14 protein-coding genes are annotated in these 19,709 nt (G+C 27.5%); 5 read left to right on the top strand and 9 right to left on the bottom strand.

The window, feature by feature from the left end; genetic code table 11:
* Nucleotides 1-601: 601 nt before the first annotated feature.
* Entirely contained in the window at nt 602-2,395 is a 1,794-nt protein-coding gene (locus F811_RS0112235) for a phosphoenolpyruvate carboxykinase (GTP) (protein WP_020005525.1), read from the top strand.
* Nucleotides 2,396-3,206: 811 nt separating this feature from the next.
* Complete coding sequence (locus tag F811_RS17030; RefSeq protein ID WP_245555868.1) at nt 3,207-3,728, top strand: hypothetical protein; 522 nt, start codon at nt 3,207-3,209, stop codon at nt 3,726-3,728.
* 69 nt (nt 3,729-3,797) lie between these two features.
* Here the strand turns inward: F811_RS17030 and F811_RS0112225 are convergent, their stop codons facing one another.
* From F811_RS0112225 to F811_RS0112210, 4 genes are read right to left on the bottom strand one after another with little or no spacing between them, the layout of a single operon-like run.
* On the bottom strand, nt 3,798-4,385 hold the full coding sequence (locus F811_RS0112225) for a hypothetical protein (protein ID WP_026364447.1): 588 nt from the start codon (nt 4,383-4,385) through the stop codon (nt 3,798-3,800).
* A 2-nt stretch (nt 4,386-4,387) separates the two neighbouring features.
* Nucleotides 4,388-5,050 (bottom strand): LOG family protein, encoded by a 663-nt coding sequence (locus tag F811_RS0112220; protein WP_020005522.1) that lies wholly within the window; start codon nt 5,048-5,050, stop codon nt 4,388-4,390.
* A 17-nt stretch (nt 5,051-5,067) separates the two neighbouring features.
* Nucleotides 5,068-5,388, bottom strand: a complete 321-nt coding sequence (locus F811_RS0112215; protein WP_020005521.1) for a YbjQ family protein — start codon at nt 5,386-5,388, stop codon at nt 5,068-5,070.
* A gap of 18 nt (nt 5,389-5,406) precedes the next feature.
* Nucleotides 5,407-5,733 (bottom strand): YbjQ family protein, encoded by a 327-nt coding sequence (locus F811_RS0112210; protein WP_020005520.1) that lies wholly within the window; start codon nt 5,731-5,733, stop codon nt 5,407-5,409.
* Nucleotides 5,734-6,276: 543 nt separating this feature from the next.
* Between F811_RS0112210 and F811_RS0112205 the strand changes: the two genes are divergently transcribed.
* A complete protein-coding gene (locus F811_RS0112205) occupies nt 6,277-7,881 on the top strand; it encodes a peptide ABC transporter substrate-binding protein (RefSeq protein WP_020005519.1) in 1,605 nt (534 codons plus the stop codon).
* Between the two features lie 96 nt (nt 7,882-7,977).
* Here the strand turns inward: F811_RS0112205 and F811_RS0112200 are convergent, their stop codons facing one another.
* The 5 genes from F811_RS0112200 to F811_RS0112180 form a co-directional block, all read right to left on the bottom strand.
* Complete coding sequence (locus F811_RS0112200; protein ID WP_020005518.1) at nt 7,978-8,922, bottom strand: N-acetylmuramoyl-L-alanine amidase family protein; 945 nt, start codon at nt 8,920-8,922, stop codon at nt 7,978-7,980.
* Nucleotides 8,868-11,021 carry a type I DNA topoisomerase gene (gene topA, locus F811_RS0112195; protein ID WP_020005517.1) on the bottom strand — a complete coding sequence of 718 codons (2,154 nt, stop codon included), beginning with the start codon at nt 11,019-11,021 and terminating at the stop codon, nt 8,868-8,870. Before topA ends, F811_RS0112200 begins: the two co-directional genes overlap by 55 nt.
* A gap of 47 nt (nt 11,022-11,068) precedes the next feature.
* Nucleotides 11,069-12,343: a DNA-processing protein DprA gene (dprA, locus tag F811_RS0112190; RefSeq protein ID WP_020005516.1), complete on the bottom strand. Its 1,275-nt coding sequence runs from the start codon at nt 12,341-12,343 to the stop codon at nt 11,069-11,071.
* A complete protein-coding gene (locus F811_RS0112185; protein WP_020005515.1) occupies nt 12,340-13,056 on the bottom strand; it encodes a tetratricopeptide repeat protein in 717 nt (238 codons plus the stop codon). The genes dprA and F811_RS0112185 overlap by 4 nt, the downstream gene beginning before the upstream one ends.
* 229 nt (nt 13,057-13,285) lie before the next feature.
* Nucleotides 13,286-16,660 carry a UvrD-helicase domain-containing protein gene (locus F811_RS0112180; protein ID WP_026364445.1) on the bottom strand — a complete coding sequence of 1,125 codons (3,375 nt, stop codon included), beginning with the start codon at nt 16,658-16,660 and terminating at the stop codon, nt 13,286-13,288.
* A 106-nt stretch (nt 16,661-16,766) separates the two neighbouring features.
* Here F811_RS0112180 and F811_RS0112175 point away from each other — a divergent pair, with 106 nt between their 5' ends.
* Both F811_RS0112175 and F811_RS0112170 read left to right on the top strand, forming a co-directional pair.
* Nucleotides 16,767-17,903, top strand: a complete 1,137-nt coding sequence (locus F811_RS0112175) for an AI-2E family transporter (protein ID WP_020005513.1) — start codon at nt 16,767-16,769, stop codon at nt 17,901-17,903.
* Nucleotides 17,900-18,892: a glycosyltransferase family 9 protein gene (locus F811_RS0112170; RefSeq protein ID WP_020005512.1), complete on the top strand. Its 993-nt coding sequence runs from the start codon at nt 17,900-17,902 to the stop codon at nt 18,890-18,892. The genes F811_RS0112175 and F811_RS0112170 overlap by 4 nt, the downstream gene beginning before the upstream one ends.
* The last annotated feature ends 817 nt before the right edge of the window (nt 18,893-19,709 follow it).

Raw genomic sequence — 19,709 nt, 5'->3', positions numbered from 1 at the left:
ACTTTAAAAGATATAGCTTTAACAGGTTTTATTTTTTTTCAGGTTCTAGTTTTTTTCTTCCTGCTCCCTCTCTTGCTCCGCCTCTTGACATAATATTATCCTTTAATTATATGACTTAGAGCTATTATTATTATAGATATAGCAATTATAAAATAACTAGCACTATCAATGATTTTTATTATTCTATTAAACTTTTTATCTTCCATATATTGACCCCCATTTATATCATTATCTTTGTTTAGATGTTTTTATAATCATAATTAAATTTATTATGCTTAAAATTAAAGCTGAAATTGATATTATATAGGTAATAGTTTTAAACATTTTTAATCCTTATATTAGTAATTATTTATATTGTATATTATTTTTCTATAATGTTAATAGTATATTAGAGAAAAGTTGTATTATGTATATAAGCATTATTACATATATTACGATTAATATTGTTTTTTATTAATATTAATTTTTTGTATTTTTTTACTGGTAAAAATAGATATTTTATTATATTTATAAAATAAAGAATAAATTTATAAAAATCATTTACTAAAAAATCATTTTATTGTATAATACTTGCAACAAATTTTTATAAGGAGTAATATTCATGAAGGTTGAAGAATTAAAACATGAGAAGCTAAAAGCTTGGATTAAAGAAGTAGCAGATATGTGTCAGCCAAAAGATATATATGTATGTGACGGAACTAAAGAAGAATATGACAGCTGCATGAACGGCTTAGTAGAATTAGGTTTAGCAAAGCCTTTAACTAAAAGACCTCACAGTCACTCTTTCAGAAGTGATCCTTCTGACGTAGCACGCGTTGAAGATAGAACTTTTATCAGTTATCCAGATAAAGAAGATGCAGGTCCTACTAATCACTGGATGGCTCCAGATGAATTAAAAGGTACTATGAAAGAATTATATAAAGGCTGTATGAAAAACAGAACTATGTATGTAATTCCTTTCTCTATGGGTCCTGTAGGTTCTCCTATTGCTAAAATAGGTGTAGAAATTACTGACAGCCCTTATGTTGTTTGTAACATGCATATAATGACTAGAGTAGGTACTAAAGTATTAGAAGTATTAGGTTCTGACGGTGAGTTTATACCTTGCTTACACTCTGTAGGTGCTCCTCTAGCTGACGGTCAAAAAGATACTAAATGGCCTTGTGCTCCAATAGAGAAAAAATATATTTCTCACTTCCCTAATGAAAACTTAATTTGGTCTTATGGTTCTGGTTACGGCGGAAACGCTTTACTTGGTAAAAAATGTTTCGCTTTACGTATTGCTTCTGCTATGGCTAGAAGAGAAGGCTGGATGGCAGAACACATGCTTATCTTACGTCTTACTAATCCAGAAGGCAAAAGATTCCATATTGCTGCTGCATTCCCAAGTGCTTGCGGTAAAACTAACCTTGCAATGTTACAGCCAACAATCCCTGGTTGGAAATGTGAAACTATAGGTGATGATATTGCTTGGATGAAAATTAATCCAGATGATGGAAGACTTTATGCTATCAACCCAGAAGCTGGTTTCTTTGGAGTAGCTCCTGGTACTTCTTATGATTCTAACCCTATGGCTATGGAATCTATCAAAGAAAACACAATATTTACTAACTGTGTAGAAACAGATGACGGCGATGTATGGTGGGAAGGTATGGGACCTGCACCTAAACATGGTATAGACTGGAAAGGTAATGACTGGACTCCAGAAAGCGGAGAAAAAGGTGCTCACCCTAATGCTAGATTTACTGCTCCTGCTAGACAATGTCCTGTAATTTGTCCAGACTGGGAAGATCCTAAAGGTGTACCTATAGATATATTCATCTTCGGCGGAAGAAGAGCTTCTGTTATGCCTTTAGTACATGAATCTTATAACTGGGATCATGGTGTATTTATGGGTTCTACTGCTGCTAGTGAAACTACTGCTGCTAATATCGGTGCAGTTGGTGCTTTAAGATTTGACCCATTTGCTATGCTTCCATTTGCTGGATACAATATGGGCGATTATATGAATCACTGGCTTGAAATGGGAGATAAATTAGGCGATAAAGCTCCTAGAATCTTCTATGTAAACTGGTTCAGAAAAAATGCTGATGGTAAATGGTTATGGCCTGGATTCGGTGATAACTCAAGAGTATTAAAATGGATGTGTGAAAGAGTTGAAGGTAAAATTGATGCTGTTGACACTCCTATAGGTAAAATGCCTAAAGAAGGCGATTTAGACCTTAAAGGTTTAGATATACCAGAAGCTGATTTCAAAGAACTTATGAGAGTTGATGTTGAAGCTTGGAAAGATCAGGCTAATCAAATCGAAGCTCATTATGCTAAATTAGGTTCAAGACTTCCAGCTAGACTTAAAAAACAATTAGAAGAATTAAGAGCTAGATTAAGCAAATAATTTTAGTTAATAGTTTTTCTAAAAAATATAATCCGACAGTTTAATTAATATTAAGCTGTCGGTTTTTTTATCACTATTTTTATACTTGATTAAAAAGTTGAAAAAACTCTAAAAATAAATATAATCTATCTTTATGAATTTTATATTATAGTTTGTAATTATGAATAATTTAAAATTAAAAATACAATCACAAAAAAATATTATAATATTAGCATTAATTTTTGTTATGCCTTTTACAATGTATTTATTATTTGTTAAAGGCATTTCTATTGATAATTATAAAATAACTCAAATAACATCATATTTTTTTGCTTTTAAGATTTTTTATTTGTTCTGTTTTAATTTACTGTTTAATTTAAATAATAAGAAAAATACATTTATAACTTTTTTTATATTTTTGATTATAGGCATTCTTAGTGTTCTTATACCTTCCTCGGAATTTACATTTAAAGATATAATGTCCGCTGATAATAATTTTATTTTTTTCGTTCATACTATTTTAAATAAAAATCTATTTTTAGATATTATATTTTTTATAATGACTGCTTTATCATTTAATGAATATAAAAACTATAAAAATATTTCTGAAGTCTTTACTTTTTCTTTCAATATGATTATATATTCTGTCTTTTATTCTATATTTTCATCTGTTATATTTATGATAGTTTTTGTATTTATTATAAATTTACTTAAAAATTTTTTTATCAATACTTTTTCTGATACATCTTTAATCATAAATACATTTGTATTATTTATTTTTTATATATTTGCATTTACTCCTTTTATAATTTATAGTGTATATAAAAAGGATATGAAGGATAAAAATATCTCAATATACTTTTCAAGAATAATGATGTATATAAGTTTGTATAATATAGTTAAATATTTATTTACTATGTATATGCCTTATAATAATCCTTATGACATCAGAATAAATTTTATACTTTATAATGTTGCTATTACTATAGGAGCAGTTAATTTATTTTTTGTACGTATTGATTATAAAGCAAGTATATTCACAAAGGTAGTTTATATTATATTTCCTATAACGGCATTTATTTTTAATATAATAATTTTTAGTTCTCTTATATACAGAATAAAAGAATATGGAATAAGCCCAAATAAATTAACTTTAATTTTTACAAATATGATAATTCTTGTTCATTTTATTTTGATAATTATTGATAATATAAAATCATTAAAAAAATTAGGCAGTATAAAAAATATAAAAGATATTATATTAACAAACAATAGAAGCTATTATGTATATGTTTATGGAATTATAGCTTTTATAATATGTTTTATAATGCCTTTATTTTATAGTCAATTATAGACAATTATAATATGTCAAAAATAAATTTGTTGAGACAAACTGTATTTGTTTAGGTATATGATAAAAAATTTAATTTGATGAATATATTTCTTTTAATCTTATTTCATCATAAAAAGATATTCTGTAAGAATAAAGTTTAATGACTCTATCCAAACTATCCAAGTCAGGTTTTACATACAAAGACACACTAGCTAAATCTGATGACCACCATATAGTATATTCTTCAAAAGGTTTTTTATTGAATGAATAATATTTTACATCTGTTTTTGTTATTTCACCATATTTAAACTTGAGTTTCTCTTTTATATCATCGATTTCAGCTAAAGAGGCAGGATTATAAAATGAAGGATTATTATAAATATCACCTATATGATTGCATATTTCTATTCTGTAAAGTTCATTATTATAGAAATATAAATAATACGCTAATTTTTCAGTATCATTTTTGTATATATTAATAATCCTATTATTTTTAAGTTCAAATGATTCTAAAAAATCAGCATATACATTTAAATTATAATTAGTAATTTTATTATTAGCCTCATCAATACTCATACCAAATTTTAAATCTTTATAACCATTAAGGTCAAAAAGTTCAGGCAGTTGAGCAAACATGATATTAGCACTTATTAATAAAATTACTATTATATATTTCATTTTTATTTATTATTTTTATAAAAGTTGTTAATAATATACAATACTTCCTCTGCCTTTTCGGCATACTGCATTAAATCCAAATCAGAAATATCTATATATCTTTCTTTAACCATATCTTTCTTTAGCCATTCAATAAGGTCAGAATAATAATTTTTATTCATAACAATAAGAGGCATTCTTTGAAGAACTTTAGTCTGTATCAAAGTTAAAGTCTCAAACCATTCGTCCATAGTACCAAATCCGCCCGGAAATATTATAACAGCTTTAGCATATTTTAAAAACATAACCTTTCTTGCAAAAAAATATCTGAATTTAAGTTCTTCTTTTACATAAGCATTAGTTTTCTGCTCAAAAGGAAGTTCTATGCATAATCCTATAGAACCAGCACCCGCATCAAAAGCTCCCCTATTTCCAGCCTCCATAATACCAGGTCCTCCTCCTGTTATTATATCATATTTATTTTCACCCAATAATTTGGCGGTTTCATAAGCTAATTTATAATGAGGATGATCTTCAGAAGTTCTTGCACTTCCAAACATTGAAACTGCATTCTTATAATAAGACATAGTTTCAAAACCCTCTACAAATTCTCCCATTATTCTAAATATACGCCAAGATTCATTAGGCATATCAGAATTCTGAAGTTCATAAGTTTCTCTTCTCATATATTCTCCGCTATATTTTATTTTATTATTACAGCGGTTCCATAAGCTATAACTTCTGTAGTTCCTTCCATTACTGATGATGATGAATAATTTATTCCTATAATAGCATTAGCTCCTAATTTTTTAGCTTCTTCTATCATTCTTTTTGTTGCTATTTCTCTAGCCTCATTAATCATCTCTGTATAGCCTTCTACTTCTCCGCCGACTATGTTTTTTAATCCTGCAAGCAAATCTTTACCTATATGTTTAGCCTGTGCCACATTTCCTTTTACTAAACCTAATAACTCATAATTATAGCTGCTTGGTAAATAATCAACTGTAAATAATTTTATATCCATTTTATTATCCTTATTTTATTATTTTAAATTAATAGCTGTTCCGTAAGCAACAACTTCTACTGTACCCGGAAGTACAGATGATGATGAATATTTTATACCTATGACAGCATTAGCTCCTAATTTTTTAGCTTCTTCTATCATTCTTTTTGTTGCTATTTCTCTAGCCTCATTAAGCATTTCTGTATAGCTTTCTACCTCTCCGCCCACTATGTTTTTTAATCCTGCAAGCAAATCTTTACCTACATGCTTAGCCAAAGACACATTTCCTTTTACTAAACCTAATGGCTCATAATTATAATTGCTTGGCAAATAATTAACTGAAAACATTTTAATATCAGAACTCATTTCATTCCCCTTATAATAATTATTAGATATTATGTTAATTTGTCGGAAAACTATAAATATAATTTAGGATATTATTAACGATTATGAATAATATAAAAATTCAAGAGCTGATATTTTATACTAAAAATTTTTAAGTTTGTCAATTTTTTATTGTTTTTTTACCCGCATTCTCTTGCCTATGTCATGCAGAGCGGCAGTCTGTACTTCTTAAAGTTAAAGCCATGAAATATTTAAAATAAAAAAAATTAATTTTTGACAAATTATAGCTGTTTAGGTAAAATAGTTTAGGTATATATAGATATAATTTATAAAATTCAAGTTTCAATCTTGAATATTTAAGGATATTATATTTACCTTTTTCTTTAGCCTTTATTTATCTTCTTTCTTTTATTTTTCTTCTTATATTATTTTTATAATTACTGTAAATATTATTTATTAATAACTATAATAGAAATATATAATATAAAAAATATAATTAATAGTTGACAATACTTAATTATCAAATATAATTCTCTTCAAATAACTATACTAAGGTTAGGTACGATGAAAAAGTTTTACTTAATAATTATTATATTAGTTTTTTTTATATCATGCTCTAAAAAGAACATATCAGACAACAACGGTACAATATATGTTAATCTAGGTTCAGAGCCAAAAACTATAGACCCTGCTTTGAATATAACATTACAGGGATCTACTTATGTAACACATCTATTTGAATGCTTAACTACAAAATATAAAGACATAGAAATACAGCCCGGTGCTGCTGAAAGCTGGGATATTTCTGATAATGGACTTACATATATATTTCATTTAAGAACTAACGGCAAATGGTCTGATGGAAAACCATTAACTGCTCAGGATTTTGAATATTCTTGGAAGCGTGTTGTTGATCCTCAAACTGCAAGCGAGCCTAGTTATTTATTTGAGCCTATACTAAATTTTTCAAATGTTAATGGCGGATATTTGCCTGTAGATGAATTTGGAATAAAGGCAATAGATGATTATACTTTGGAAGTAAAACTTGAATACCCTACTGCATACTTTTTGGAACTTGTAAATCTTCCAGTATTTTCTCCAGTAAGAAAGGATATGGTAGAAAAAGATCCTGATAATTGGACAAGAAATCCTGAAACATGTATAGGAAACGGTGCTTTCTTCCTAAAAGAAAGAAAAACTGATGAAAGTATAACTGTTGTAAAAAATACAAATTATTGGAATGCCGATACTATAGTAGCTAAAGAAATAAAATTTGTACTTATGGATAATCCTAATTCGGCAGTTGCTGGAATTAAAGAAGGCTCTTTGCATTTCTCTGATCAGTTTCCATATCAGGATATAGATACATTAAGAGCAGAAGGTTTAATTGACACTGCTACAAGAATAGGAACGCAGTATTATGCCTTAAACACTACAAATGCCGTTCTAAAAGATAAAAGAGTAAGACGTGCATTATCGCTTGCTATAGACAGAAACTATATAGTAGATAATGTATTAAAATCTGGAAGACCTGCTGGTGCATTAGTACCTTGGGGGGTTACCGATGTTCAAGGATATTTTAGAGATAATGCGGGAGAATATATAAGCACAAATAAAGCAGATTATCAAAAAAATGTTGAAGAAGCTAAAAGATTAATGGCTGAGGCTGGATATCCTAATGGAGAAGGATTTCCAGTATTAGAATTTGCTCTTACATTTAGCAATGATATACCTATGTTTGAGGCTGTGCAGAATATGTGGAAAGTTAATCTTGGAATAGATGTAAAACTTACTCAAATGGAATTTGCGCCTTTTATACATTCATTTAGAACAGAAAGAAATTACACTATGGCATCAGCAAGCTGGACTGGAAGCTATAATGATCCTACAACTTTTTTAGGCATGTTTGTAAGTTATTCATATAAAAATCACTCTCTATTTACAAATAAAGAATTTGATAATGCAATAATAACTGCTTCAAAAACAATAGATCAAAATATCAGAATGCGAGAACTTCATAAAGCAGAAAAAATTCTTATAGAAGATGAGGCCGTTATAATACCTATAGCATACTTTGAACCTGCTGTATTAAAAAGTCCAAGACTAAAAGATGTATTTTATATTCCATTTGCTCAATATAAATTCTCATATTCATATTTAGAGAAATAATTATTATATCTATTTTGAAACTAATAAATATTTATTTGGAAATGTCCTAGATAATTTAAAATTATTAAAATTTTCATTATCTAGGGCAGCCTTAAATTATTTTGTAAAACCTTTAGTCTTTTCAAAGAGTTCTATATATTTTTTTATACCATCAGCCGTTGCTTTTACCATTTTTAGCCTTGTCTCTTTTGTATTCATAAGTTTGGCGTCTTCTGGGTTAGTAATAAAGCCCAACTCTATTAAAGTAGAAGGCATAATAGCACCTTTTAATACATAAAATAAAGCGTTCTGCACAGGTTTTGTTCTTCTTGCCACCCCAGATACTTTAAGCACTTCATCTGTTATAGATTCGGCTAATAATCGGCTTTCTTTTTGATACTGTTCTATAAGCATATAATTATGTGTTATCTGCGAAGAATCATTTTCATATCTTGAAGTATCTATATTATCAAACTTGACCAAAGCATTATTTTCAAACATAGATACTGCTCTAGCATATTCGCTTGATTCCTGAGCACTTACAAAATAGGCCTCAAAACCTCTTGCACTGGTACTGAACGATGCATTGGCATGCACACTTACAAATAATGCATTTTTAGATTTATCAGTATTTATTTTAGCAGCCTCATTTGCTATCTTAAAACGCTCTTCAAGTGTAGGATATATATCATTAGTACGCGTTAAAACTATTTTTACATCTGGAAGTAATTCTTCTAACTCTTTTTTTAATTCAAGCGAAAAAGACAAAACTACATCTTTTTCAAACAGTTTATTTACTCCAATAGCACCTGGGTCTTTTCCTCCATGACCTGGATCTATTATGATAGTAGATATAGTTTTTTCATTAAATTTATTTACAGCAGGATTAAAAGCATTTTTTAAATCTTCTACTTTTATATTTAAATTGTTTAGTTTTATTTTATCATTATTCTGACTGTATAAAAAACATGTATTAAATAGAATTAATACCAAAATAAAAATTAATGTTATTCTTCGTCTTCTTTTATCTCCTCTGAATAACCACAATCTTCCTTGATACAAACTTTAAACAATCCTTTGTTTTTAATATTCTTCTCAACCATAAGTCCTCCGCATTTAGGACAAGGCTCTTGAAGAGGTTTATCCCAGCTTACAAAATCGCATTTAGGATAATTGGAACAGCCATAGAATTCCCTTCCTCTTTTTGAACGTTTTAAAGTTATATCGCCTCCGCATTTAGGACAAACACCGAATGATATACCTTTAGTGTTTTTGCATTCAGGAAATCCGGAACAGGCTATAAAATATCCGTATCTTCCCAAACGCTTAATCATCTTCTTACCGCATTTTTCACATACAAAATCTGTTTCTTCATTGAAAAAGTCTTTCATATTGTTAATATTTTCAGTAGCTGTTTTCAATGTATCCAAAAAATGAGGATAGAATTCTTTTAATATATTATTCCATTCTATATTATCGTCTTCTATTTTATCAAGTTTACTTTCCATGTCAGCTGTAAAGTTAATATTTACAAGTTCTGGGAAGTTTTCACTTATAAGTTCATTAACTAATTTACCTAATTCTGTAGGTACTAACTGCTTACCTTTTCTTTGTACATAGTGCCTTGATATGATAGTTTTAATAGTAGGAGCATAAGTAGAAGGTCTTCCTATTCCAGACTCTTCTAGTATTTTAACGAGTGAAGCATCTGTATATCTAGGAGGAGGAGTTGTAAAATGCTGCTGCGGATTATTTTCAACAAAATCGCATACATCGTCTTTTGACAAATTAGGCATTTTGGAAGCTTTTTCTTTATCTTCTTTATCTATAGTAAGAACTTTCATAAATCCGTCAAACTCTATTTTTGATGAAGATAATGAAAACTCACAGTCGCCTGCTGTTATGATTGCTCTTGTATTTTTCATTTTGGCTGGAAGCATTTGAGAAGATACAAATCTCTCCCATATAAGTTTATATAGTTTATATTGATCTGTTTTTAAATATTCTTTAATGCTGTCTGGAGTTAAAAATACATTAGTAGGTCTTATAGCCTCGTGTGCGTCTTGGGCATTCTTTTTCACAGAATATGTAGGAGCTTCTGCAGGCAAATAATTACTTCCATACTCTTTACCTATAAACTCTCTTGCCTGTTCCTGTGCCACTGGAGATATTCTTACACTGTCAGTACGCATATAAGTTATCAAACCTGTTGCCTCTCCTGCAATATCCACCCCTTCATAAAGTGACTGAGCTACCTGCATAGTCTTTGAAGCACTGTATCCTAATGCACTGCTTGCCGCCTGCTGAAGTTTACTTGTAGTATATGGTGCTGTTGGGTTTCTTAGTCTGTCTTTTACCTCTATGCTTGAAACAGTATATGTTTTATCTTTAAGATGCTCCATTATATCTTCAACATCTTGTTTTGTTTTTAAATCTGGTTTCTCACCTTTATATTTCTGAAGATCCGCTAAAAACTCTTTATTTTTATGCTTTAAAAATACTCCGAATGTCCAATATTCTACAGGTACAAAAGTTTCAATCTCATCTTCTCTGTTGCATATGATAAGTAAAGCAACATTCTGTACACGTCCTGCTGAGAGTCCTCTTTTTATCTTCTCCCAAAGCAAAGGACTAAGATTATAACCAATAAGTCTGTCTAATACTCTTCTCGCCTTTTGGGCATTTACCTTTGAAATATCTATGTCTCTAGGCTGATCAATAGCCTCTTTTAATGCATCTTTAGTTATCTCATGAAAAACTATTCTTTTTATAGGTACAGCAGAATTAACACCTCTGATTTTATTTCCTATATGCCAAGCAATACTCTCTCCCTCTCTATCATCATCGGCTGCTAGTAAAACTTCTTCTGCCTTTTTAGCTTCTTTTTTTAAATCATTTAATATTTTGGCTCTTCCTCTTATTGTAATATATTCTGGTTCAAAGCCATGATCAACATCTATAGCCAGTCTGCTTCTAGGCAAATCTATTAAATGCCCCATTGATGACATTACAAGATAATCAGAGCCTAAATATCTGTTAATAGTTTTAGCTTTTGCAGGAGACTCTACGATAACAAGTTTTTTCTTTTTAGATTCTTTTTTATCCTTAGATTTTCTGCTTGCTGTTTTTTTTACTTTTGCTTCTGTTGTTGTATCAGACATAGTTAAATCTCCTTTAATATCCTAAAAAAGTTATATATAATTAATTTCTATTTTTCTATAGTATAAAATTTTCCAGATAACTGCTTTATAACACCTTTAATCTCAAGCTGCATTAAAATAGATGCTGCTGTATGCACTTTTATATTGCTCTCTTCTACTATATCATCTATATGTATTTTATCAGATTTTTTTATTATATTATAAAGTGAAGTTTCATCATCATTCAAACTGCTGATAAGTTCATTATTTTTTCCTTTAACTTTCTTATAATTTTTCTTATCATCATGTTTCTTATTAATTTCTACAATTTGTTCTTTATGCTCTTTATGTTTTTTATTCTCTTTTTTATCTTTATTTTCATCTTTAGACTTACCACTTATATCTCCGCCTTCAAAGTATTTTAATTTCATTTTCACATAATCATCATCATTTGAAAATATAGAATCAAAATCCTCTAATATATCCTGTACACCATAAGCTATTTTAGCACCGTCTTTATATAGTTTATGATTACCGAAATAAGCATTATTTTTCTCATCATAAGGAGCTATATAAACATCTCTTCCCTGATTAAGAGCATAATCAACTGTTATCAAAGCCCCAGACTTGCTTGCAGCTTCAACCATAACAACAGCATATGAAAGACCTGATATTATTCTGTTTCTTCTAGGGAAATTCATTCTATCTGGTTTTCTTCCTATTTCAAATTCGCTTACTATTATTCCTTTTTCTATTAATTTATTATATATCTTTAAGTTTTCAGAAGGATAAACTGTATCTATTCCATTACCCAAAACAGCAGCAGTATTAACAAGTGATGATATAGCCCCAAGATGTGCCTCTCTGTCCACCCCTTTAGCCATTCCAGACACTACAGTGATATTTAAAGAAGATAATTTGCTAGCAAGCTCAAAAGAATATTTACGGCTTTCATTAGTAGGCTCTCTTGTACCTACTATTGCTACAGCATTTCTTCTTAACTTTTTTATATCACCTTTATAATAAAGTATATAAGGAGGATTATCTATTTGTTTTAAGTTAAACGGATATTCTTCATCGAATAAACTTAATATCCCTATCCCGTAATCTTTTGATTTATTTACTATTTCATTTGCTTTATCTAATATTTCATTTTTATCAAAATCCCCTACTTGAGATTTGAATTTCTTTTTAAGCAAATCTTTTATATTTTCTTCTTTATCTTCAAATATATTCTCTACAGATTCATAATGACTAATAAGTTCGGATATTCTTCTATCTCCTACTTTATCAATTTGATTTAAGGCAATCAAATATGTTTTAATATCATTATCTGTACTCAATTTTGCTGTCCTATTATCTGATTAATATTATTTAATGCAGTTTGTTTTATATTATTTTCCGTTGCAATGTTTGATATTTTCCTATATGCTGCTACTGCTTCATTATAATTACCTCTGCTGTATTGTATTCTAGCTAATATAAATAAATAGTCTACGTTATTAGGATTTATCTCAACTGCTTTTTTTATATTTTCAAATGCTGCTTCATAATCATTTTGCTGCAAGCCTTTCAAAGATGCCAAAGCAGCATAGTAGTTTGCATTATTAGGGTCTTTACTAATAGCAAAATTAATATTATTTTCAGCTCTTTGTAAAAAATTTGTCTTTTTATCTTCAGTATCTGCACTATCTGCCAAATTAGCATAAGATATACCAAGACCGTATCTTAAATAAGGACTGTTAGGAAGTATTTTTAATGCTTCAGAAAAATATTTTGCGGAATAGCCGTACTGCTCCTTTACTAGACTTCGCTCCGCTAATGTTCGGTATACCGCTGCAAGTCTGTCTTGAGCATATATTTTTTGATTAATAATATCATTATACGTAGAAGTTATATCAAGCAAGGCTTTATCATCATCAGCATTTTTTCCTTTTTCATACAGAGAATATGCTTTATTTAATTTAAACCTGTTTTGAAAAACCTGAGTATTGCATGATATCATTAATACAAAACAAATTATTAATAATAAAAAATATTTTAAAGTTTTTTTCATTAATTCTTTTCCTTATAATTATAATATATACATTATAATAGAAAAAAGTAAAGAAAATTATTAATATAATAGAATATAATTGATAAAAATATGTAAAGATAATATACAAAAATACTGTATTTATATATTATTCACCTAATATTAAGAGTTATTTAAACTTTTATTAAATTTAAAACACTGCAAATATATAAAAATTATAAATTATGCTTTTTTATATAAAAAGACATATCTATTTCAAGAATATAATACCAGTATTTATTTTACTTTCATCTATATTAAAAGTCTTTTGAAACATATATTTATAGCTTTCTAATTGAGGCTTATAAAAGTTTATATTCTCTTCACTGAACTTGGATACTTTATAGTCTAAAATAAAATACTCTCCATTTTTATTTTTAGTTATAATATCAATCTTTCCAGTAGTCCTATATTCTCCGTCATAATCCTGAAATGTATGCTCTCTTGATATTATCTCTTCATCGCCTTTTAATATATTACTTATATGTTCATTTTCAAACAATCTTTTAAATGCCGTATCTAAACTATCAGATAGCTGTTTTTGATTATATTGAATATTGCTTTTTAATACAAATGTTTTTACTTTTTCTAAATATAAATCTTTTTCTTTAATATATTTATTATAATCAAAATGTTCAAGTGTTTTATGTATTATAATACCCAAATCTTTAAATGATATAAATGATACATTTTCATCATCATAATCTTCCTCATCATTATTTATATAATTCTCAAGCTCTAATATTTTCCTGTCAAGAAGACCTGATATATCAAAATAACTATAATGATTATCATACTTGTTTCTCAAAGAAGGCATAATATTTGATATAGTCTTTGCTTTTAATTCATTTTTATTTTCTCTTATACTTTCCATTTTTTGAAACATATCTTCTATATCAGCTTCTGTATTATTAGCTGTATTTTGAGGCTCAAAAGCAATTCCATATAAGTATGAATTAATAAATTTATTCTCCAAACTATTTTCCATTACAAAATCATCATTTTCTTCGCTTTTTATATCCGTATGATGTTTTTTAGCGTCATAAGAAATATAATTATTAATATAAGACATATAGCTCTTTCCTTTTGAGTACTCTCCTGAAAGTATTAAATTGTTAGAAGCACGTGTTAAAGCTACATAAAAAAGTCTTCTTTTTTCTGACTCTTCACTTTCAGCATTATAACTTTTATCAAAGAATGAAAAATCTAATGTATAATATTTATTTTTTTCATATACTGGAAGTCTTATAAAAGGATAATCTTCTATAAAATCAAAATCTTTATATTTAGGAGACATATAATGCCCCATTCCAGCTAAAAATACATTTTCAAATTCCAATCCCTTAGATTTATGTATAGTCATAATCTTTACAGCATCCACTGATAGTTTAGGTATTGAAGAATAGGCTTCATTTCCTCCAGCATTTTGCAAATTTAATACAAAATCATAAACATTATTACCCGTCTGATTTTCAAACTCATCAGCTATTTTTTTTAATTTTTCTATATTGGCATATGAAAGCTCGGCATCTTCCATAGTCATTAAATAATTATAAAAGTTTGTATCAATACATATAGTCTCTATTATATCCGAAGCATTTAGCATAGATACTTTGCTCTCTATGGAGTTTAAAAGCTCTTTTGCCTCTTTTAATTGACTATAATAACTTTTTGAAGAAGCTATTTCTAATATTTTTTTATAATTATCTTCATTATCTATATGTTTTGGAAAATAATCATTAATATCAAGTCCATTTATAAATAAACTGAATAAAAAGTCTGATAAATTGCTTATATCTATATCAAATAATTCGCTTCTAAGTAGTGAAGGCAATTTGGCATGATCTCTAAGTATTAAATATTCCAAAAATGTTTTTATTAAAACAATCTCTTCTCTTTCATAAAAACCATTTCCGCCGTCAATATAATAAGGTATTTGAAAATCGGATAATGCCTTTAAGTATACATTTAATCTATTAAATGTCTGAAGAAGTATTACAACATTTTTATAGTTATTATCATAATATTTTTTTATGTATTTTGCTATTGAATAGGATTCTAATTCTGTTCTTTTTTCTATATTTAAATCTATATTTTCGCTTTCTATATTTCTGTTTAATATGAGAAGAGATACTGATTTATCTTTAGATTCTTTACTATACTGAAGATTATCTTCTTCTATATAGTCTATATCATCACATTTAAATACTACACTCTCAAAAAAATCATTAAAAAACTCTATTAACATAGAATTGCTTCTATAGTTATTTTTTAAATATTTCACATATTTATTAAAATTATTTTTAGCCTCAATAAATGCCCTAAAATTAGCATTTCTAAACCTGTATATAGACTGTTTTTTATCTCCTACTATCATTAATTTTTTTTGATTTTTATCATTAGGAGTGATATCTTTTTTTCCAAATACTATCAAATTTATAAAAGAAAACTGAAGATAGCTTGTATCTTGTGCTTCATCTAGTATCAAAGTAGAGATATTATCTCTTATTCTATATGATATATTCTTATCTTCTAGTGCCTCTATAGCTTTATACATTATATCTTCATATGAATATACTCCGATATTTTTTTTCACTTCCTCAAAATGTATATATGTATCTTTTATAAATCTTATTACAGTTATATATTTTTCTTTATTTCTTTCTATATCTATATAATAAAAAAGTTTTGGGTATATTTCTTTTAAAGACTTAACACCGTCTCTAAATGCTGCATTCTTACTTCCGCATGAATTTTTTTGATTAATTACACCGCTAAAAGAATTTATTAAAGCCTCAAGATCATTTTCTTTAATATTTTTTATATCTTCAAAATTTGATAATTTATTTATAGAATCTATTGTATTTGATATCAATACTTTAAATTGTTTTATAGTATTATTTTCACTTCCGTCATCATTGATTAAAGAACTGCTTAAAAAAGATATTTCATTATGAAGTTTTTTATAATCTTCTTTTATATTCAATACAGACAATGCTCTTTTTTCAAATTCATCTATAGTTTTTAGTCTTGGCTTTATTTTTAAAAGAAAACTCAATATTTTATCAGCAAAATCATCTTTAGATTCTTCTGTATATATTCTGTATATTGTGCGTATCGTTTCGCTGTAGCTTACCTCATTAAGTACATTAAGTATTTCATCTTTTAATGTTTCTTTTATATCAGAATTATCTTCCAAAATAGAAGCATTAGGAGGCATGGCAAGAGACAAGGCATTTTCCATAGCTATAGAATTAGCAAATGCATCTATAGTTGATATTTTAGCATTTGTAAGTATATCTTTATACACTTTCTGCCAGTATTCTTTTTCTTTTGAAGTTTTTACAGACGATATCTTATTTCTTACTTTAAGCCTTATTCTAAGAAGCATTTCATTGGCTGCTGCTTTAGTGAATGTAATAACTACTATAGAAGATACTTTTTCTCTATTTTCTAACAATTTTATATATAATTCTGTTATAGTGCTTGTTTTACCAGTACCTGCTGAGGCATTAACAAAACATATTCCATTGTCAAAAAAACAGTTTATTATATCCTCTTGCTGTTTATTTAATGCAAATTCCATGCATATATAATAACATGAATACATAATAATTCAAATTTAAAATGCTTGAAAAATATGGTATATATATTATGATAAATATTCTAATTAATTAGATTACGGAGATTTTATGAATAAAAACAATATTGGGTATATATTTTTTATAGCTTTTATATTTTTAGCTATATTTATAATGTATAAACTGCTAAAACCATTCGGTATGATTATATTTTTTGCCGTAGTTTTTTATGTAGTATTAAATCCATTATTTATAAAAGCTATGGGAAAAAGCTATAAGAAAAAAGATAAATTATCTACTATTAAAAGAAATACTCTAGCATTACTTTTTTCTCTTACATCTTTAATTATATTTTTAGTTCCTACTAGTATATTAGCATACACTATAATAGTTCAGCTTATAGATATATCAAATATAGGAATAAAATATTTTATGAATCTTGATGTTAATGAAGTTTTAAGAAACTCTAATATAAATAATTTTTTAAAAAGTCTTCCTATAGATGTGTCTATGGAAACTATATTAAAAAGAATACAAGACTCATCACTTTCTAATTTAACATTTATAAGCTCATATTTAACACAGAATGTTGCAAGTTTATTAAAAAGCACAGGCGGATTTGTAAGTTCATTTATATTTATGATGTTCTCATTATTCTTTTTCTTTATAGACGGAGAATATTTAGTAGAACAGGTAAGAACATTAGTACCCATAGATGGAAAATATCTTGATAGACTTATAAAGCAGGTATCTGAAGGTATTAAAGGCATTGTATTCGGCAATTTATTTACTGGATTATTTCAGGGAATTTGTGCCTTTATAGTATACAGTGTATTTGGAGTTGCCAACTCATTTACATTTGCATTTCTTACTATAATAGCTTCTTTTATGCCTATAATAGGAACTACTATAATATGGCTTCCTTTGGGTGTACTTTTTATTATTAATGGACAATTAATAAAAGCTATAATATTTGTTATTTGTTCTTGGTTTTTTATAACGATACCTGATAACTTTGTACGTCCGCTTCTTCTTGGAAACAGAATAGAACTTCACCCTTTATTTATTTTCTTTGCTATACTTGGAGGAGTCTTATTCTTCGGACTGTCTGGAATTATACTAGGACCTTTGACTTTTATACTATTCTTTGAAATTATGAAAATATACAATGAAGAGAGAATATTAGAAGCAAAAAAAGAAAAAATACTAAGAAGAAGAAAAAATATTTTAAGAGTTAATAAAAAATGATAAAAATATTAATTATAGGAATGAATTATATAGGAGATACTATATTTATTACTCCTCTTATAAGAGCTGTAAAAAAATATTATAAAGACTGTATTATTGATGTTGTAAACGGAGCAAAAGGAATTGATATATTAAAAGAAAATCCTTATATAAATAATATAATAGTAAGAGATAATAATACATTAGAATATATAAAAAAACAAAAATATGATATAGGTTTCACAGCTACAACGGCATTTTACGGGGCTTCATTATTATATAAAGCTAAAATACCAGTAAGAGTAGGAGTAAACAGTGAATGTAGGGGATTTCTCCTCACTAAAAAAACATCTTGGAAAAAACATAAAAGACATATTGTTGATACTATACTCTCTATACTAAAGCCTCTTAATATAGATGATGACGGCATTAATACAGAAATATTTTTAAATGAAGAAGAAAATAATTTCGGTATTAATAAAATGAAAGATTATAAAAATGCATTGCTTGTACATGGAGGAGCTACTAGGATAAGCAAAAGATATGGTTATGAAAATTTTTCTAAACTTATAGAGATGTTCTACAAAGAGAAAAAAGTTCCTATAATATTAATAGGCTCTAAAGATGATATAAGTTTTGCTGATAACATGAAAAGTAAATTAGGAGACATAATTAAAGATGACTTTACAGGCAAATTAAATATAAGAGAACTTATATCGGTAATAAAACATTCTTATGCTCTGATAGGAGGAGACAGTGCCCCGCTTCATATAGCTAATGCATGTAATATATACTCTATAGGTATATTTGGAGATACTCTTCCAGCAATTTACGGAACCAGAGGAAGTAAGGCTTTTAATATAGAGGCAAGAAAAAAATACTGCAGTAGTATAAAAAGTTTTCACTGCGAATATATAAAAAGAGGATGCAAAACTATAGACTGTTTGAAAAAATTAGAACCAAAAGAAATTCTACCTAGTCTGATTAATATATACAATGATATAGAATAAATATTTTTTGATGAATTATATTTGTTTATATATATACCTAAACAAATACAGTTTATCAAAAAATTAATTTTTTAAATTTTGATATTTGCGGGGCTTTGCCCCAGACCCTACTTCTTTTGTTGCCACAAAGAAGCAGGCACAGCCCGCAGTCGCGAAAGGCTACATTTTGGCTTTAATTTACTAAAGATATCTTACATGTAAGACAACTTTAGTATGATTTAGTGCTAATTTTTTACACTTGCACTTTTTGGTTCTTTTTGCGGCGGGAAAAAGAACAACAAAAAATTGACAAACTTAAAAGTTTAACGAATTTTTTAAAATCTATGAAAAAGCAGTACAAGTATTTGTTTTTATTGCTACATAAATTACAAGAAGGATTATAAAATTGAGAGTATAATATAATCATTACTTGTACTGCATTTCTAGCTATTAAATTAAAAGAACTATTATTAAACTTGCTCAAAGTATACAATATACCAGAGCATAATACAACTATATTATACATGTTTTATCCTTCAATGCTAAAAGGTTTCTCACGCCTTTTTTTGATAGCATTTTTTAATTTATGTAGCATTAACTAATATACACAAAATAATTTTAAAGTCAACAAAATACAAAAAATTTTTAAAATTAATTTTTTAATAAAATAAATTTGATTTTTTAGTAGGTAGGTGGGTAGGTTTGTATGCAGTTTTTTGGCACATTTCTTGCAGTAGGTTAACTACTTACCTACCTACTTTTAAACTTTCTTTTTGATTTAAAGATTTTAAAAATAAAAAACTAGAAAACATAGTTATCTAGTATTTATAAAAAAGCC

Source organism: Brachyspira innocens ATCC 29796 (assembly GCF_000384655.1).
In the GTDB taxonomy this organism is placed as follows: domain Bacteria; phylum Spirochaetota; class Brachyspiria; order Brachyspirales; family Brachyspiraceae; genus Brachyspira; species Brachyspira innocens.
The sequence above is the reverse complement of the archived record's forward strand: the minus strand, read 5'-3'. Positions and strand labels throughout refer to the sequence as shown.

What these genes read in the sequence shown, in the direction of transcription:
- topA (WP_020005517.1), bottom strand. Translation starts at nt 11,021, where the DNA reads ATGTCTGATACAACAACAGAAGCAAAAGTAAAAAAAACAGCAAGCAGA.
- F811_RS0112210 (WP_020005520.1), bottom strand. Translation starts at nt 5,733, where the DNA reads ATGAGTTCTGATATTAAAATGTTTTCAGTTAATTATTTGCCAAGCAAT.
- F811_RS0112235 (WP_020005525.1), top strand. Translation starts at nt 602, where the DNA reads ATGAAGGTTGAAGAATTAAAACATGAGAAGCTAAAAGCTTGGATTAAA.
- F811_RS0112215 (WP_020005521.1), bottom strand. Translation starts at nt 5,388, where the DNA reads ATGGATATAAAATTATTTACAGTTGATTATTTACCAAGCAGCTATAAT.
- F811_RS17030 (WP_245555868.1), top strand. Translation starts at nt 3,207, where the DNA reads ATGAAGGATAAAAATATCTCAATATACTTTTCAAGAATAATGATGTAT.
- F811_RS0112220 (WP_020005522.1), bottom strand. Translation starts at nt 5,050, where the DNA reads ATGAGAAGAGAAACTTATGAACTTCAGAATTCTGATATGCCTAATGAA.
- F811_RS0112185 (WP_020005515.1), bottom strand. Translation starts at nt 13,056, where the DNA reads ATGAAAAAAACTTTAAAATATTTTTTATTATTAATAATTTGTTTTGTA.
- F811_RS0112170 (WP_020005512.1), top strand. Translation starts at nt 17,900, where the DNA reads ATGATAAAAATATTAATTATAGGAATGAATTATATAGGAGATACTATA.
- F811_RS0112225 (WP_026364447.1), bottom strand. Translation starts at nt 4,385, where the DNA reads ATGAAATATATAATAGTAATTTTATTAATAAGTGCTAATATCATGTTT.
- F811_RS0112180 (WP_026364445.1), bottom strand. Translation starts at nt 16,660, where the DNA reads ATGGAATTTGCATTAAATAAACAGCAAGAGGATATAATAAACTGTTTT.
- F811_RS0112205 (WP_020005519.1), top strand. Translation starts at nt 6,277, where the DNA reads ATGAAAAAGTTTTACTTAATAATTATTATATTAGTTTTTTTTATATCA.
- F811_RS0112175 (WP_020005513.1), top strand. Translation starts at nt 16,767, where the DNA reads ATGAATAAAAACAATATTGGGTATATATTTTTTATAGCTTTTATATTT.